General features: G+C 46.3%; 11 protein-coding genes. 5 read left to right on the top strand and 6 right to left on the bottom strand.

Annotation, left to right across the window (positions count from 1 at the left end):
- Positions 1-334: 334 nt before the first annotated feature.
- Positions 335-1,639, top strand: a complete 1,305-nt coding sequence (locus NG821_RS02785) for a histidine-type phosphatase (protein ID WP_252760143.1) — start codon at positions 335-337, stop codon at positions 1,637-1,639.
- A 427-nt stretch (positions 1,640-2,066) separates the two neighbouring features.
- On the opposite strand, the gene NG821_RS02780 is transcribed toward NG821_RS02785, so the two are convergent.
- Positions 2,067-3,110, bottom strand: a complete 1,044-nt coding sequence (locus NG821_RS02780; RefSeq protein ID WP_252760142.1) for a C1 family peptidase — start codon at positions 3,108-3,110, stop codon at positions 2,067-2,069.
- Positions 3,111-3,311: 201 nt separating this feature from the next.
- Here NG821_RS02780 and NG821_RS02775 point away from each other — a divergent pair, with 201 nt between their 5' ends.
- Genes NG821_RS02775 through NG821_RS02765 form a run of 3 tightly spaced genes read left to right on the top strand, consistent with a single transcriptional unit; the run spans position 3,312 to position 5,573 of the window.
- Positions 3,312-4,577, top strand: a complete 1,266-nt coding sequence (locus tag NG821_RS02775) for a peptidase U32 family protein (protein WP_252760141.1) — start codon at positions 3,312-3,314, stop codon at positions 4,575-4,577.
- The gene (locus tag NG821_RS02770) at positions 4,578-5,015 is read left to right on the top strand and encodes a SufE family protein (RefSeq protein ID WP_252760140.1); all 438 of its coding nucleotides are present in this window, start codon (positions 4,578-4,580) and stop codon (positions 5,013-5,015) included.
- 21 nt (positions 5,016-5,036) lie between these two features.
- Positions 5,037-5,573 carry an RNA methyltransferase gene (locus tag NG821_RS02765; RefSeq protein ID WP_252760139.1) on the top strand — a complete coding sequence of 179 codons (537 nt, stop codon included), beginning with the start codon at positions 5,037-5,039 and terminating at the stop codon, positions 5,571-5,573.
- A gap of 10 nt (positions 5,574-5,583) precedes the next feature.
- Here NG821_RS02765 and NG821_RS02760 read toward each other — a convergent pair whose 3' ends face one another.
- Both NG821_RS02760 and NG821_RS02755 read right to left on the bottom strand, forming a co-directional pair.
- A complete protein-coding gene (locus tag NG821_RS02760) occupies positions 5,584-7,092 on the bottom strand; it encodes an acetyl-CoA hydrolase/transferase C-terminal domain-containing protein (protein ID WP_252760138.1) in 1,509 nt (502 codons plus the stop codon).
- Positions 7,093-7,198: 106 nt separating this feature from the next.
- Complete coding sequence (locus NG821_RS02755; protein WP_252760137.1) at positions 7,199-9,337, bottom strand: Tex family protein; 2,139 nt, start codon at positions 9,335-9,337, stop codon at positions 7,199-7,201.
- Between the two features lie 208 nt (positions 9,338-9,545).
- Between NG821_RS02755 and mutS the strand changes: the two genes are divergently transcribed.
- The gene (gene mutS, locus NG821_RS02750) at positions 9,546-12,206 is read left to right on the top strand and encodes a DNA mismatch repair protein MutS (RefSeq protein ID WP_252760136.1); all 2,661 of its coding nucleotides are present in this window, start codon (positions 9,546-9,548) and stop codon (positions 12,204-12,206) included.
- Positions 12,207-12,282: 76 nt separating this feature from the next.
- Here the strand turns inward: mutS and lgt are convergent, their stop codons facing one another.
- The 3 genes from lgt to polA all read right to left on the bottom strand — a co-directional run bounded on the left by lgt (position 12,283) and on the right by polA (position 17,283).
- Complete coding sequence (gene lgt / locus NG821_RS02745; protein WP_252760135.1) at positions 12,283-13,176, bottom strand: prolipoprotein diacylglyceryl transferase; 894 nt, start codon at positions 13,174-13,176, stop codon at positions 12,283-12,285.
- 126 nt (positions 13,177-13,302) lie between these two features.
- Positions 13,303-14,415, bottom strand: a complete 1,113-nt coding sequence (gene ychF / locus NG821_RS02740) for a redox-regulated ATPase YchF (protein WP_252760134.1) — start codon at positions 14,413-14,415, stop codon at positions 13,303-13,305.
- Positions 14,416-14,520: 105 nt separating this feature from the next.
- Complete coding sequence (gene polA / locus NG821_RS02735; RefSeq protein ID WP_252760133.1) at positions 14,521-17,283, bottom strand: DNA polymerase I; 2,763 nt, start codon at positions 17,281-17,283, stop codon at positions 14,521-14,523.
- Between the last annotated feature and the right edge of the window lie 67 nt (positions 17,284-17,350).

The raw sequence follows: 17,350 nt of genomic DNA, 5'->3' as shown, positions 1-17,350 counted from the left end.
GTTCTATTCTTAAATACGCTGCAAAGTTAATTTGAATTCGTGTGTCCCACAAGATTTAGGGGTATAATTGTACGTTTAGTCATTCTTTCTTGACCTATGTCAAATATTATGTGTTCGCACACAATGTGTTTTTAATGTGATATGAGTAGAATTTGAAAGATATTATTTAGGATATGGAGAGAAAATATTAACTTTGCGTTGGTTTAAGGATCGTCACTATCCTTATCTTATTTTCAAGATAGCAGAGATTGTCGGATAGGAGCCGTTGATTTCGGTCAATCCGATATGAACATATCACACAGATAAGTCATAAATTCTATTATAATCATATCTTATGAAGAGATTTTTATCATTTGCGTTTATCCTGTGCTTTGCCTTCTCGCTGAATGCGCAGCAGGCTCGGCAGGATTTCAAAGTCAACCGCTGTATGTCGGCGAGCAACTATTATGCTTATCCTGGTCCACAACAGAAGGTCTATACTCCTGCCCCTGCCGGATACACACCCTTTTATATCAGTCATTATGGCCGTCATGGCAGCCGCTATCTCATCGGAGCCAAGGCTTATGACCTGCCCTATTTCACACTCCTGAAAGCCGACAGTCTGAATGAACTGACTCCGACAGGCAAGGACTTGTTGAAGAAACTCCGGATCATCCGCGACGAGGCAATGAACCGTGATGGTGAACTGACTCTGCTGGGTGCCCGCCAACACAAGGAAATTGCAGCTAGGATGTACAAGAACTTCCCTCAGGTCTTTGAGGGCAAGACGAATATCGATGCGAAGAGCACGATCGTCATCCGCTGCATCCTCTCCATGGAGAATGAACTGCAGCAACTCTTGGTCGAGAACCCTCAGTTGCAGATCAGGCATGACGCCAGCATGCACGATATGTACTATCTGAATTTTGAGGATGACAGTTTGTTCAAACAGCGTTTTTCAGGCAACACGAGAGCGGTTTTGAACGCCTTTGTCAAAAAGCATGACCATTATGAACGGGTGATGCGTGAGATCTTCAAAAATGACGACTATTGGCAGCATCATCTGAACGCTTCACGCCTGAACCGTGACCTATTCTCCCTCGCCAGCAACATGCAAAGCACGGATTTAAAGGACAGTATTTCACTGTATAATCTGTTCAATGATGATGAAGTCTACAATAACTGGTTGATGAACAATGCGTACTACTATGTCGAGTACGGCGCATGTCCTTGGAACGGCGGCAACCAACCCTATTCCCAGCGCAATCTGTTGCGTAACATCATCCATCAGGCTGACAGTTGTATTGTCCTGAAGCATCCCGGTGCAACCTTGCGTTTCGGTCATGATACGATGGTCATGCCCTTGACCTGCCTTCTCGACTTGGACGGAATGGGACTTCAGGAATCGGATTTTGATAAACTCCCTGCCGATGGCTGGTGCGACTATAAAATTTTCCCGATGGCTTGCAACATCCAGTTTATCTTCTACCGCCGTTATGAGGGCGACAAGGATATTCTGTTTAAGGTCCTCCGCAATGAGAACGAGGCCAAACTGCCGATCAAGACAGATTGTGCGCCTTACTACCACTGGAAAGACTTCAAGGCTTATTATCTGAACAAACTTGACAGTTATGACCGGAAAGCCAAACAAGTTAATTGAGGAAAACAAAAAAAGCGGGTCAAATTGACTCGCCTTTTTTATATAGTGATTAAACTAAAATTTCAACTTAAAAGCCGCAATTACTTTTTAAGTTCAATATTGCGGTTGATGTTAATTGCTTCAGCAATCATTGTTGCTACGATTACGAATGAAAATAATGTTACCATAATCTTTTTACCTTTCTTAATTTTATCTTGCAGCTTGTGCTGCGTTTCTTCAATCTTATCTATTATATCTTCTTTTTACAGTTGCAAAGGTAAACTCTTTTTTCTGTGTGCGAAAACAATTTGCCTGAAAAGTTGATTTATTTCTCATTTTGTTGATTTCGGTCAAGAGATTGATTTGCATCAATCTTGTCTCATATTGGGCATTTGTGAGTTTATTCCCGTGCTTTTCCTGCCTGTTTCTGCTGGTTTTTCCCTTCTGCTCAGATGCCGTAGGCAGCTTTGCTCATGGTCACTGCGATGGTATAGAGATAAAGGTATTCCCTGCTTAGGTAAATCGGTTTTGCTTTGGCAGAAGGACTCTGGGGATCGTGGGCAATGAAGTATTCACGATGTGCGGAATCGTGGGCGATGCCGATGAGTTCATAAGCCCGGTCATCAGTTGTAAAGAGTTGTTCGAACTGTGTCTGACGTCTCTGGGGCGTGCAGGATTTTGGAGATAACTGGCGTCCTGCGATAGGGTCCCCGGCTTTGAAAGACGTATTCGTGATGTCACCTTCCCAGCAGACGGGATGTCCATGTCTGAGCGCTTTTTCAATAGATTGGATCAGTCGGTCGATCGGAAGATTGTAAAATCGGTCATTCATGGCATTGTTCGGTGTCTCAAGGGCAAAACGTGTATAGTAAGGGTGATGTGTAAAACTCGTCAGCCAGATGTATTCATCAGGTGCGCATACGCTGCGGGCAAACTCCTGTTTGGTGTATTCCGCACCGAGCAAGAAGACATCCTCTCCCGGCAGGAATCCCATGTACCGGTCAAGACATGCCGCGGCAGATTGGCGGAAATGATCCAATCCGGTGTGGCGCCCTGCACACTGGGAAGCCATCTTTTCCAAATCCTGGCAGACAACATTATAATTGAGGTGCGGTGCATCGGGATAGGAATCGTAGGGGACGGTGCCGTATTTCTCTATCAAGTGGATGGCCATAGGACCCATACCTTGCGTAGAGGGTGCAGTCGTTCCGCTTGTGAAATAACTTTTCTCGGCATTCTCCAAGAGCAGCATTCGCAAAGGATAGGCGACGGAAAGATTCACTGAATCGCCTTCTGCCAGATGTTCTGTCTCTATTGTCGCCAACATGGCATAGGCCCAGGTAGGACTCCCCGTACAAGACTCTTTTACAGGAGTTGTCGGCAATAGAATATCAGTTTTCAAGGCGCCTTCTGAATTTGTCCGGACTTTGTTCAGACAACTCGTGAAGGCACAGATGGCAATGGCGATGACAGCAAAAACAGATTTCTTCATAATTACAAGCAAAAATACAAATTTTCAATTATAATAAGACCTATAGACGGCAAGAAATCTTTGTCTTCGGGAGAAAGCTGTCCTTATTCGGGACAGAAGAAACCGGATGGCCTTGCTTTAGAGGCGTATGGAGAGAGGTTATGGTTTTAAATCTTGGAGTGATCTTTATGAGTTCCGAGGATATTTTGTATCTTTGTAAGCATGAACGCAAAAGTAGAAGATTTTGAGATTATGGCTCCCGTAGGTTCACGGGAAAGCCTCGCTGCGGCGATACAAGCCGGAGCAGATTCGATATATTTCGGGATAGGGAAATTGAATATGCGCTCTCATTCGGCCAATCACTTTGAGATCAGTGACCTGAAGGAGATCGCGGAAGTTTGCAGGGCGCATGGTCTGAAGACCTACCTCACGGTCAACACCGTCATCTATGACGAGGACGTAGAGACCATGAAAGAGATTGTAGATGCGGCTAAAGCTGCCGGTGTCTCTGCGATTATAGCCAGTGATGTGGCAGTCATGAGCTATTGCAACCAGATCGGTGAGGAAGTTCATTTGTCCACACAACTAAATATTTCCAATACCGAAGCATTGCAGTTTTACAGTCGTTTTGCCGATGTGGCTGTCCTGGCACGGGAGTTGAAACTCACTCAGGTGAAGCACATCCATGAAGAGATTGCAAAGCGTCGCATCTGTGGTCCTCTGGGCCAGCCCATCCGCATAGAGATGTTCTGTCATGGCGCCCTGTGCATGGCTGTGAGCGGCAAATGCTATATGAGTTTGGGACTTGCTAACCGTAGTGCCAACCGGGGAGAATGTGTACAGATCTGCCGCCATTCCTATACCGTCACAGATGATCAGACAGGAAATCAGTTGAATATAAACAACAAGTACATCATGAGTCCGAAGGACCTGAAAACGATCCGCTTCATTGACAAGATGATGGATGCGGGCGTGAGGGTCTTTAAGATCGAAGGCCGTGCCCGCGGCCCCGAATATGTCTATACGGTGGTGACGTGCTATAAGGAGGCGATAAAGAGTGTCCTCGACGGGACTTTCACGGAAGAGAAGAAAGAAGAGTGGGACAAGCGGCTGGCGACAGTCTTCAACCGAGGCTTTTGGGATGGCTATTATCAAGGGCAGAAATTCGGCGAATGGAACAAGCACTATGGTTCTGTAGCGACCGAGAAGAAGGTTCTCGTCGGCAAGATCACTAAATACTTCTCCAAACTTCAAGTTGCTGAGGTGGCGGTTGAAGCTTCGGAAATAGAAACGGGAGACAAACTCCTGATCACCGGCGCTACGACAGGAGTGATGTATCTGGATTGCAAGGAGATACGCTATGACCTGAAACCTGTTCAGAAAGCCGAAAAGGGCTGGAGAATATCCATTCCGGTCACAGGGAAGGTCCGCCCGCATGATAAGATTTTCAAATTGGTCAAAGTAAAAGAAATGAAGGAGATAGAATAAATGACTATTAACGAAGCACAGGATGAAGTCATCGAGGAGTTTGCTGACTTTACAGACTGGATGGATAAGTACCAGATGCTTATCGACATGGGAAATGAATTGGATGCTCTGGATGAGCAATTCAAGAATGACTCCAATTTGATAGATGGCTGCCAGAGTAGAGTATGGCTGCAATGTGACTATAAGGACGGCAAACTGCTGTTCTCTGCTGACAGTGATGCCTTGATCGTAAAGGGCATCATCGCTCTGCTGATACATGTCCTCAGCGGACATACGCCGAAAGAAATCCTGGATGCCAAACTCTATTTCATTGACAAACTCGGATTGAGGGAGCATCTGTCTCCGACTCGCAGCAATGGACTCTTGGCAATGATCAAGCAGATCCGTATGTATGCCCTTGCCTACGCTGCCAAAGAGACAGAATCCCAGAAGAAGTAATCCTCAAGTCCGGTTTTACTGATGCGGAAATTAAGAACTATAGAAATGAACCGGCTTTCTGTGAAAGAATTCAAGAAAGCCGATAAACTGCCCTTGATTGTCGTCCTGGACAATGTGCGTTCTCTCTATAATGTGGGGAGCGTGTTCCGGTCTTCCGATGCTTTCCGTGTGGAGGCCATTTACCTTTGCGGGATCACGGCCTGCCCGCCTGACCCTCAGATCCATAAGACGGCATTGGGGGGCGAGGACAGCGTTGATTGGAAGTACTTTGAACATACGGAAGATGCAGTGAATGCGCTCCACGAGAAAGGCTATTTCGTCTACAGTATAGAACAGGTGGAGGGGTCCACCAAACTCCAGGATCTGCAGGTCGACCACCACAAGAAATACGCAGTCATCTTCGGCAATGAGGTCAAAGGTGTCCTGCAAGACGTGGTAGATGCCTCTGACGGTTGTCTGGAGATCCCTCAGTTTGGCACCAAGCACTCCCTGAACGTGTCTGTGACGGCAGGTATTGTCATTTGGAAATTTGCGGAAACTTTAGCCTTGCTGCGCTAAAGTTCCCAGGTTATTTCAGGTATTCGCCGAAATCGACCAGCCGCATGTCTCCTTTTCTCATAAAGGTATCATGCATGGCAAAGGCAGCCCTCAGGCTCTGAGGCTCATGCCCGCGGTCTGAGATTTTCAGGTATTCCCTCAGAATAGGTTTATAGTCCGGATGTACACAGTTTTCGATGATCTCATGGGCACGGCGTAAAGGTCCCTTCCCACGCAGATCAGCGATGCCTTGTTCAGTGATGATGACATCGACGTCATGCTCTGTGGAGTCGACGTGTGTACACATCGGGACAATGGCAGAAATGCAACCGTTCTTGGCAGTACTGGCTGTTGTAAAGATACTGATATAGCCGTTCCTCTCATAGTCACAGGAGCCGCCGATGCCGTTCATCAGTCGTGCTCCGCAGATGTGACTGGAGTTCTCGTTCCCATATAAATCACATTCGATGGCCGTGTTGATGGCAATGACTCCCAACCTGCGGATAATCTCGGGGGAGTTGGCAATCTCGCTCTGGCGGATGACGAGGTGTTTCTTGAAAAAGTCCATGTTGTCATAGATCTTCTTCAAGCACTCATTGGTGACCGTCATGGCTGTAGCAGACGCTTCCGTGATGATCCCTTTTTGGATGAGGCCGATGGCCGATTCCTGCACCACTTCAGAATAAACCTTGAAGTGGGGGATATGGGGATTTTGCCCTAAAGCCTCCAATACGGCATTTCCCGTTGCGCCTACACCACTTTGCAGGGGCAGGAACTGTGGGGGAATATGGCCTTGTTTCATATCGTTGACGAGAAATTCTGCAACGTTGTATCCCATTTGCTTGGTCTCAGGTGTCAGGGGTTTGAAGACCCTGGCTTCTTCCGGAATATTGCATTCCACGACCCCGACGATTTTTTTAGGATCTATAGGTACATAGTTTTTCCCTACCTTGTCAATGACGTGGATAATGGGGATGGGTTGACGGTCAAATCCACATTCCCCGGGTTCATAGGTGTCATGCAGGCATTTGGAATTAGGATTATGGAAATGGTTGTATTCGATGATGACCTTTTTCGCCAGTCTGGCAATGGTTGTTGAGATGCCGCCTGAGGAAGAGAGGTAGGCTTTACATTCAGATGCGCCTTCATCCAGGTCACTGACCTCGATGATCGCCCAGTCGATTGTCCCGTAGAAACCATGGCGGATACGCTCTGCCATATTCCCGAGATGCGTGTCTTCATAATCGATTTCTCCGAGATTCACATGAGTCCGGAAATCTTTATTTGTAGAGAAAGGTGCCCTGAATTTGATGGCATGGGCATTCGCCATATCCCCTTCTACACTTTGGAGAGAAGAGGCTCCTGTCAGGATACCTACTTGGAAAGGCTTCCCTGCTTCATGTTCCCTGACAGCACGTTTGGAAAGTTCACGGAAAACAGCTTTAGGCACTCCATTGGGAGTGAATCCACTTAATGCGATATAGTCACCATCCTTGATCATTGCTGCGCCTTCAGCAGCAGTTATTCTATTATATGTCATGGTCTGTATTTTTCTTTTCAGACCACAAAGTTACATAAATTTTCATAAAATGGTTCTATTTATGGATATTAATTGCAAAAAAGGCACTAAAATGAATATTTATAAATTATCCTTTCACAATTCCTTTCATTGAAAGGGCTATCCGATGACGAACCTGATCGATATCTAAGACGCGGACTTTGACATGCTGATGGAGTTTTACAACTTCTCCGGGGCTCTTGACAAAATGGTCGCTGAGTTGGGAAATATGCACCAGACCGTCTTGATGCACCCCGATGTCCACGAAAGCGCCAAACTGTGTGATATTAGTCACGATGCCGGGAAGGACCATGCCGGGTTGCAGGTCTTCGAGTGTTTTCACGTTGGGGTCAAATTCGAATACTTCCACCTGATTTCTCGGATCTCGCCCGGGTTTTTCCAATTCTTTCAGGATGTCTGTGAGTGTCGGCATTCCGATGGTATCTGTGACATAATCGGTCAAATGGATCTTCCGGAGTTGGTCAGGATGACCGATCAGATCCGTGATCTTGCAGTCGCAGTCTTTTGCCATCTTTTCGACGACCGGATAACTTTCGGGATGGACAGCACTGTTGTCCAGTGGATTGGGAGAATTCGGAATGCGGAGGAAGGCGGCGCATTGTCTGTAAGCGTTCGGACCAAGTCGCGGGACTTTCAGCAATTGGACTCGAGAGGTAAAAGCACCGTTTTTCTTCCGGTAATCGATGATATTCTGGGAGAGGACAGGTCCCAGTCCGCTGACATAGGAGAGCAGGTATTTGCTGGCGGTATTCAGATTGACACCTATACTGTTGACACAAGAGACGACGGTCTGGTCAAGGCGCTCCTTCAACTTTCCCTGGTCGACATCGTGCTGGTATTGGCCTACGCCGATGCTCTTGGGATCGATCTTCACGAGTTCGGCGAGCGGGTCCATCAGTCTCCTGCCGATACTCACGGCTCCCCGGACAGTGATGTCTTCTTTCGGGAACTCCTCCCGGGCCGTCTCCGAAGCTGAATAGACTGAAGCGCCATCCTCGCTGACCACGAATACCTGGACCGGATGGTCGAATGTCAGTCCGTGTATAAAACTTGAAGTCTCTCTGCTGGCAGTGCCGTTGCCGATGGAGATGGCCTCTATCTGATAGTCTTTGACCATCCTTTCCACTTGCTTGGCTGCCCCGGAACAGTCATTGACAGGCGGATGGGGCTTGATCACTTCTTCATGCAGCAGGTTGCCTTGTGCATCGAGGCATACCACTTTGCAACCGGTCCTGAATCCCGGGTCAACTCCCATGACACGTTTAGGACCCAATGGAGGAGCCAGGAGCAATTGCCGGAGGTTGTCTGCAAAGACATCGATGGCCTCTTTGCAAGCCTGGTCTTTGCTCGAATTGCTGAACTCGGTTTCTATGGACGGCTTCAGGAGTCGTTTATAACCATCCTCTATAGCCTGTCGGACGAGTTTTCCACAAGTCCCTTGGCTGTTGACAAACCGGTGATTCAACTGTCTCAGGCATTTTTCTTCGTCTGCCGATATGGAGACTTTCAATATTCCCTCAGTTTCTCCCCTTCTCATAGCGAGAAGGCGGAAACTGCTGCATCGTCTCAAAGGTTCGGAGAAATTGAAATAATCGGCATATTTCTGAGCCTTTTCTTCATGCTTGACCTTAGTGATGACCTTGGACGATATCATGGCCTCGTGCTTATAGATATTTCTGATGTCTCTACGTGCCTGCTCATCTTCGCTGATGGTTTCGGCTATAATATTCAAGGCGCCTTTGACCGCTGAGTCTGCATTGGCAATATCCCCTTTTACAAAAGTTGAAGCATTCTTTTCCGGATCTGGTTCCCGCTGCAGGAAAATCAGTGTTGCCAACGGCTCAAGACCCTGTTCACGGGCAATCTGGGCTTTGGTATGGCGTTTGGCTTTATAGGGGAGGTAGTAATCTTCGAGTTCATTGCTATCTTGGCAATTGTCAATTTGCAGTTTTAGTTTCGGTGTTAATTTTCCTTGTGTCTCAATGGACTTGAGAATGCTTTCCTTACGTTTCTGAAACTCCTTATGCCAGTGGTATCTTTCCTGGATCTGTCCGACAGCGACCTCGTCGAGGCTGCCGGTACGTTCCTTTCTATAGCGGCTGATGAAGGGAATCGTACAGCCGTCGTCCAAGAGTTGCAGGGTATTTTCTACACTGTGTACAGGCAGATTCAGTTCTTTGGAAATTTGCAGGGTAAATGCGTTCATTCTATCTTTCAGTTATGTATTTTGCAAACTTACGAAAAAATCCCGGAATACAGGAAGGTCTGTTGATCAAGACTTGTCGGCAAATAGAAGTCTAATTTCTAAAACAGAAGAGTTGTCAGACTTTGGCTTAAAGTCCCAAGGTTTAAATACTTTTGCTCGACTCAATGTTTTTTGTTATCTTTGCATGATATTTAAATGCGGAGGAATCATGACAAATAATGAAAAGGCCCAGACCCCCATGATGAAGCAGTTTTTTGCACTGAAAGCAAAACATCCGGATGCCTTGATGCTGTTTCGTTGTGGTGATTTTTATGAGACCTATTGCCAGGATGCTATTGAAGCTTCAAAAATTCTCGGAATCACACTGACGAGGCGTAATAATGGTGGAAATCATGGCTCTGCTGAAATGGCAGGATTCCCCCATCATGCCCTTGATACCTATTTGCCGAAATTGATCAGAGCAGGTAAGCGTGTGGCTATCTGTGACCAATTGGAAGATCCCAAGAAAAAACGGGAAGAGATAAAAGGCAAGAAGGGGCTTACCGCTTTGGATAAGATGGTGAAGCGGGGGATTACCGAACTGGTGACCCCTGGCGTAGCCATGAGCGACAATGTGCTCAATTACAAGGAAAATAACTTCCTGGCTGCCGTGCATTTCGGAAAGAAAGTCTGCGGTGTCAGTTTTCTGGATATTTCTACCGGTGAATTTCTGACCGGCGAAGGATCGTACGATTATGTCGAAAAACTTTTAGGTAATTTTTCACCTAAAGAGGTGCTTTTCGACCGTGCGAAGAAGACGGATTTCGAAAAATATTTCGGGACAAGATACTGTACTTATGAACTCGATGACTGGGTGTTTACTGAGCAGAATGCCAGAGAGCGGCTCTTGAAACATTTCGGAACCCAGAACCTGAAAGGTTTTGGTGTGGAGCACTTGAAAAACGGCATTATCGCCAGCGGTGCCATCATGCAGTATCTGATTCTCACCCAGCATACGCATATCTCCCATATTACCTCCTTGAGTCGTATTGAGACCGAACGCTATGTGCGGCTGGACAACTTCACCATACGCAGTCTTGAGCTCCTCCAGCCGATGCAGGAAGGCGGAAGTTCATTGCTGGATGTCATCGACCATACGGTCACACCTATGGGAGGACGTATGCTTCGGCGTTGGCTGGTCTTTCCTCTGAAAGAGTTGAAACCGATTCAGGAAAGACTGGATATTGTCGAATACTTCTTCAAAGACCCTGACTTTCGGCAGGTCATCGATGACCAGTTGCAGATGATGGGAGATGTGGAACGGATCATTTCAAAAGTTGCCGTGGGGCGCGTTTCGCCTCGCGAAGTGATACAACTGAAAACTGCCTTGCAGGCTCTGGTCAATGTGAAAAAAGCTTGTCTCGGTACGGACGAGAAGACATTGAACAATATCGGTAAAAAACTGGATTGTTGTGAAGCGCTTTGTGACCGTATAGGGAAGGAAATCGTGCCAGACCCGCCTCAGATCCTGGGGCGTGGGAGCGTGATTGCTCCCGGTTATTCCCAAGAACTGGATGACCTGCGTAACATCAGGGACAACGGCAAGGATTACCTGTTGAAAATCCAACAGAGAGAGACGGAGAAAACCGGTATCAGTTCTCTGAAAGTAGGCTATAACAATGTCTTCGGGTATTACCTGGAAGTGCGCAATACCTTCAAGGATAAGGTCCCGTCAGACTGGATCCGGAAACAGACTTTGGTCAGTGCCGAACGCTACATCACACAGGAATTGAAGGAATATGAAGAAAAGATCTTGGGTGCTGACGAGAAGATACAGGTAATGGAAAATGACTTGTATACCCAACTCGTCGTTTTCATGCAGGACTATATCCCTCAGATCCAGTTGGATGCCAGTCTCATAGCCCATCTCGACTGCCTGTTGTCCTTTGCCAAGGTGTCGAATGAAAACGGCTATGTCCGTCCTTCTGTAGACGATACTGACGTCATAGATATCAAAGGCGGCCGGCATGCTGTCATTGAAACGCAGTTGCCGCTTGGAGAGAAGTATGTGCCCAATGACGTCTACCTGGATACTGAGAAGCAGCAGATCATGATGATCACCGGACCGAATATGGCCGGTAAATCCGCCCTGTTGCGACAAACCGCTCTGATAGTACTATTATCCCAGATCGGGTGCTTTGTGCCCGCAGAACGCGCAAGAATAGGCATGGTGGATAAAATCTTCACCAGGGTAGGGGCTTCGGATAATATTTCTTTGGGAGAATCGACGTTCATGGTCGAAATGACGGAGGCAGCGAACATCCTCAATAATGTGACACCCCGTTCTCTGGTCCTCTTTGACGAATTGGGCAGAGGGACTTCCACTTATGACGGTATATCCATTGCCTGGGCGATTGTGGAGTATCTGCATGAGCAGCCGAGGGCAAAGGCGCGCACGCTGTTTGCCACGCACTACCACGAACTCAACGAAATGGAAAAATACTATCCGCGGGTCAAGAACTATAACGTCAGCGTGAAAGAAGTGGAAGGCAAGGTGATTTTCCTGAGAAAACTCATCCGTGGTGGCGCTGCACATTCTTTTGGAATCCATGTGGCTGAAATTGCCGGCATGCCGAAAAGTATTGTCAAGCGTGCGGAAGAAGTTCTGAAACAGTTGGAGGAGGATAATGCTACCGTAGGGTCCATCTCTCATGAAAGTAAGACGGGGAGCAAACAGAAAAACGGTCTCCAACTGAGTTTCTTCCAACTGGATGATCCTGTACTCTGCCAGATCCGCGATGAGATCCTGGGGTTGGATATCGATCATCTGACCCCTATAGAAGCGCTTGATAAACTCAGTGATATCAAGAAAATCGTTTCAGGGAAATGAGGTCGGATCCTTTTCCTACTGAAACGAAAACAATACAAGATTTCCTCAAAAGAATAGTAAGGAAGAATGTTCCTTCTTATTTTTTGATCTCTTTCTTTTGAGACATTTCCTTCTCTTCCTTGATGGCATGGTCGTTTTCACGCTTTTTACTGGTGCAGATGCTCCAAATGCCGATAGCGACAAGTGGAATCGAGAGAACCTGTCCCATATCCAGCGGAAGGCCGGCTTCGAAAGGCTCCTGTACTTCTTTCGTGAATTCGATCAGGAAACGGAAAACAAAGATAAGTGCCAGACACAGTCCGAAATAGAATCCAGAACCTATTGTCTTAGGACCTTTCTTGCGGTAAAACGCAAAAATAGTCAGGAAAATGATGCCATAGGCAATGGCCTCATAGAGTTGTCCCGGATGCCGGGGATAACTGTCGTCTTGAACGAAGATGAAGGCCCAAGGCACATCTGTCACACGTCCGATGATCTCAGAGTTCATCAGATTGCCTAAACGAATGAACATCGCCGTGATGCCGGAGCAGATACCCATATTGTCCAGTACGATCCACCAGCCGACTTGATTCCTGCGGCAGTAGAGATAGATGCCGATGAACATGCCGATGACGCCTCCGTGAGAAGCTAACCCTTCATAACCCGTCAGTTTCCATCCGCCGTCAGGCATGTGATGGATGGGCAGGATCATCTCGACAATATGATCCCAACTGCTCAGGAAGTAATCGGGTTGATAAAACAGGCAATGTCCTAACCGTGCGCCAATCAGCACGCCGACAAAAATATAGATGATCAGCGGGTCGAATTTTTCTTCCGGAATATGCTGTTGCTGGTACAACTTCTTCATCATGAGATAACCCAGGATGAGACCTACCAGCCAGCACATCGAGTACCATCGAAGTGTGACGGGACCAATATGCCCGATGATGGGATTGGGATTCCAGACGATAAAATTCAATAAGTCGACCATAATTCAGTGTGTTTGGTTTCCTGTAAATACTCAGGAATCGGTCCGTTGTAAGGACGATATTTCTTCAGGAAAATCAGTTAAATATTTTCAGACGCTTATATCTTCCGGCAAGCGGATAGGGGGATGTCAGTTCTTGGAGACATTGAACCGGAAGTGCATGATATCTCCGTCCTGGACGACATAATCTTTTCCTTCGACACCCATTTTACCGGCATCGCGAACAGCCGTTTCAGAACCGTACTTGATATAATCTTCGTATTTGATGACTTCAGCACGAATGAAACCTTTCTCGAAATCAGTATGAATGACACCTGCGCATTGCGGTGCTTTCCATCCCTTGTGGAACGTCCATGCCTTGACTTCCATAGGACCGGCTGTGATGAAGGTCTGGAGATTGAGCAAGTGGTATGCTTTCTTGATCAACCGATCCACACCACTCTCCTTCAGACCCAGTTCGTCCAAGAACATTTTTTTGTCTTCGTAGGTATCCAGAGCAGCAATATCTTCTTCGGTCTTAGCTGCAATAGTCATGCATTCAGCCCCTTCAGCAGCTGCCATCTCTTCTACTTTCTTACTGTAAGCATTGCCGTCCTTGGCTGCCGATTCATCAACATTGGCAACATAGAGTACCGGTTTTGTAGTCAACAGAAACAAATCATGGGCTATTTTCTGAAGTTCCTTGTCATCAAAAGCGACTGTTCTTGCATTCTTGCCTTGCTCCAAGGCTTTCTTATAGGCATTGAGAACTTCTAGTGCTTCTTTTGCCTCCTTGTCACCACTGTTGGCAATCTTTTCCTGTTTCTTGAGTTGGGCATCAATGGTTTCGAGATCTTTCAACTGGAGCTCTGTATCGATGATGCTCTTATCTTCTTCAGGGTCAATGGGTGCCCCGCCTTCACGGATGATATTATCGTCGTCAAAGCAGCGGATCACATGGATGATTGCATCACATTCTCGAATGTTCCCCAGGAATTTATTGCCCAGTCCTTCACCTTTACTGGCACCTTTCACCAGTCCTGCGATATCGACAATCTCACAAGTTGCAGGAACAATCTGACCGGGATGTACGATTTCCGCCAGTTTGTTGAGGCGCTCATCAGGAACGGTGATCACTCCCAGGTTAGGTTCAATGGTGCAGAAAGGAAAATTAGCTGCTTGCGCCTTAGCACTTGACAAACAATTGAAAAGGGTAGACTTTCCCACGTTCGGGAGGCCTACAATACCACATTTTAATGCCATTATTTAATTAAAGCTTTTATTTCTATCTTGCAAAGTTACAAAAAAAACTTAATGAGCGGTATTTTAGTAAGTTATTTCTTTATTTGCCTATTAGTTAGCACCGTTTTAGTGGGCTTCCAGCCAATTTTTGCCCCAACCTGCATCAGCAATCAGAGGTACTTTCAATTTGTAGGCACCTTGCATTTCTTCCAGCACGATTTTCGATACCTTGTCTTTTTCATCAGGATACACCGAGAAATTGAGTTCATCGTGGACCTGCAGGATCATCTTGGACCTGATGCCTTCCTTCCGGAATCGTTGCCAGATACGGACCATTGCTACTTTGATGATATCTGCTTCACTGCCCTGGATAGGGGCATTGATGGCATTGCGTTCGGCAAAGCCCCGTACAGTTCCGTTGTGGCTTTTGATGTCCGGCAGGTATCTGCGCCGGTGGAAGAGGGTCTCGACATAGCCGTTTTCTCGGGCTATTTCCTTGGCTTTCTCCATATAGACCTTCACTTTCGGGAACGTCTTGAAGTAATCTTTGATGAGATCACGTGCCTCGCCATTGGGAATGTCCATCCGTTGGGCAAGTCCAAATGCGGTGATGCCGTAGATGATCCCGAAGTTGGCTTGTTTTGCCTTTTTTCTTTCCTGCGGCGTGACATCTTTCATCTCCTTGTGCCAGATCTTGGCTGCTGTTGCCGCATGGATATCCAAGCCTTCTTTGAAGGCATTGATCATATTCTCATCTCCTGAAAGATGGGCCATGATCCGTAATTCGATCTGACTGTAATCTGAGGAGAAGAACAGACAGCCGGGTTCGGGAATGAAGCATTTTCGGATCTCTTTCCCATCATCATTCCTGACGGGGATATTCTGCAAGTTTGGATCGCTGGAACTGAGTCGTCCCGTAGCAGTTATGGTTTGATTGAAGGACGTATGGATGTGTCCGGTCCGGGGATTGATCAGTTTGGGAAGGGTGTCAATGTAGGTGTTGAGCAGTTTCTTCAGTCCTCTGTATTTGAGGATTTCCTCGACAATCGGATTCTTCGACCTCAACTGTTCAAGGACATCTTCGCTCGTAACAAACTGGCCCGTTTTGGTTTTCTTCGGTTTGTCAATGATGCTCATCTTGTTGAATAGGATTTCTCCTACTTGCTTTGGGGAAGAAATGTTGAAAACTTCACCTGCCAATTCGTAGATGTGCTTTTCTATCTCTTTCATCCGATTGGTGAAGTTGTCCGACGTTTCCTTGAGGGCCTTTGTATCCAGACGCACACCGGTCATTTCCATATCTGCAAGTACCGGGACCAGTGGCATCTCAATATTCCAAAACAGATTCTCCAGTTCCAACTCTTTCAATTTTGGTTCCAGGACATTCTTCAGTTTCAAAGTGACGTCTGCATCTTCGGCTGCGTATTCATAAACATCTTCCGGAGCCAAGTCCCTCATGTTTTTCTGATTTTTGCCTTTGGGGCCTATCAACTCCTCAATGTGTACCGTTTGGTAGTTCAGGTATACTTCGGCCATATAATCCATGTTGTGCCGGAGTTCGGGTTGAATGAGATAATGGGCGATCATCGTGTCGAACATTTTGCCTTTGATCTCAACGCCGTAATTTTTGAGGACCTCATAATCGTATTTGATATTCTGTCCGACTTTCAAAATCTGAGGGTCTTCGTAAAGCGGTTTGAAGATATTGACAATTTCCTGTGCCTTTTTCTGATCTGCAGGAACCGGTATGTAATAAGCTTCATTTTCTTTGATGGAAAAACTCAAACCTACCAATTCTGCATCTATCGGGTGAGTAGAAGTGGTCTCCGTGTCTAGACTGAGAATATCTTTTGTCCTGAAAAAGTCACAAAGTTTATTCATTTCAACTTGATTATCAATAAGTTGATAATCATGTGGTATGCTTTTTAAACTCTTATAATTCGTTTCTACAGGTTGTTCTGCATCATTGCTTGCATCTTCTGCAAAGAGATCGAGTTGCCTGTTTGTGCTTTTTGAGTTATTTTCAACTTTTTTTAGACTCTTGCTTTTTAATGAATTAAATTCAAGTTCAGTGAAGATTTCCTGAAGTTTTGTTTCGTCAGGAGATTCCACTTTCATATCTTCGAGTTTGATGTTGACGGGGACATCCGTTCTGATCGTTGCCAAGTATTTTGACATCTTGATGTCGTCGACGGCACTTTCAACCTTCTCTTTTATTTTCCCTTTGAGTTGATCTGTGTGAGCGAGCAGTCCTTCGACACTGCCAAACTGATTGATAAGTTTGACGGCAGTCTTTTCACCGACACCCGGACATCCCGGGAAGTTGTCAGCTGAGTCACCCATAAGTGCAAGCAGATCGATGACCTGTTTGGTGGAGGTGATCCCATATTTGGTTTCTATCTCTTTTTCGCCCATCTTGTCATATCCACCACCATGTCGGGGTCTGAACATAAATACGTTGGAAGTGACGATCTGGCCGTAGTCCTTGTCAGGCGTGAGCATATAGGTCTCGATATTCATCTTGGCCGTGTGAGTGGCGACAGTGCCGATGACGTCATCAGCTTCAAACCCCTCTTCTTGCAAGATAGGAATGTGATAGGCTTCCAGGATTTCCTTAATGATAGGGACTGAGCGCTTGATATCTTCAGGGGTAGCCTCGCGTTGTGCCTTATAGGCCGGGAAGGCATCATTCCTGAAGGTCTTTCCATGATCGAATGCAACGGCGATATATTCAGGTTTCTCTTTGTTGAGTACTTCATTCAGAGTGTTGCAAAATCCCAGTATGGCAGATGTATTTAGTCCTTTAGAATTGATTCTTGGATTTTTGAGGAAGGCATAATAGGATCGGTATATGAGTGCGTACGCGTCTAAAAGAAACAGTTTCTCCATATTATTTTTTATTTAATGGCGTAAATTTACGAAAAAATTACTGTAAATGCGATAAAATCACTATTTT

The organism is Segatella cerevisiae (assembly GCF_024054555.1).
Classification (GTDB): Bacteria; Bacteroidota; Bacteroidia; order Bacteroidales; family Bacteroidaceae; genus Prevotella; species Prevotella cerevisiae.
Note: the sequence above shows the minus strand (reverse complement) of the source record. Positions and strands in the feature narration are given on the sequence as shown.

Excerpts from the sequence above, each read along its gene's own strand:
- NG821_RS02785 (WP_252760143.1), top strand. The coding sequence starts at position 335 with ATGAAGAGATTTTTATCATTTGCGTTTATCCTGTGCTTTGCCTTCTCG.
- NG821_RS02780 (WP_252760142.1), bottom strand. The coding sequence starts at position 3,110 with ATGAAGAAATCTGTTTTTGCTGTCATCGCCATTGCCATCTGTGCCTTC.
- NG821_RS02775 (WP_252760141.1), top strand. The coding sequence starts at position 3,312 with ATGAACGCAAAAGTAGAAGATTTTGAGATTATGGCTCCCGTAGGTTCA.
- NG821_RS02770 (WP_252760140.1), top strand. The coding sequence starts at position 4,578 with ATGACTATTAACGAAGCACAGGATGAAGTCATCGAGGAGTTTGCTGAC.
- NG821_RS02765 (WP_252760139.1), top strand. The coding sequence starts at position 5,037 with ATGCGGAAATTAAGAACTATAGAAATGAACCGGCTTTCTGTGAAAGAA.
- NG821_RS02760 (WP_252760138.1), bottom strand. The coding sequence starts at position 7,092 with ATGACATATAATAGAATAACTGCTGCTGAAGGCGCAGCAATGATCAAG.
- NG821_RS02755 (WP_252760137.1), bottom strand. The coding sequence starts at position 9,337 with ATGAACGCATTTACCCTGCAAATTTCCAAAGAACTGAATCTGCCTGTA.
- mutS (WP_252760136.1), top strand. The coding sequence starts at position 9,546 with ATGACAAATAATGAAAAGGCCCAGACCCCCATGATGAAGCAGTTTTTT.
- lgt (WP_252760135.1), bottom strand. The coding sequence starts at position 13,176 with ATGGTCGACTTATTGAATTTTATCGTCTGGAATCCCAATCCCATCATC.
- ychF (WP_252760134.1), bottom strand. The coding sequence starts at position 14,415 with ATGGCATTAAAATGTGGTATTGTAGGCCTCCCGAACGTGGGAAAGTCT.
- polA (WP_252760133.1), bottom strand. The coding sequence starts at position 17,283 with ATGGAGAAACTGTTTCTTTTAGACGCGTACGCACTCATATACCGATCC.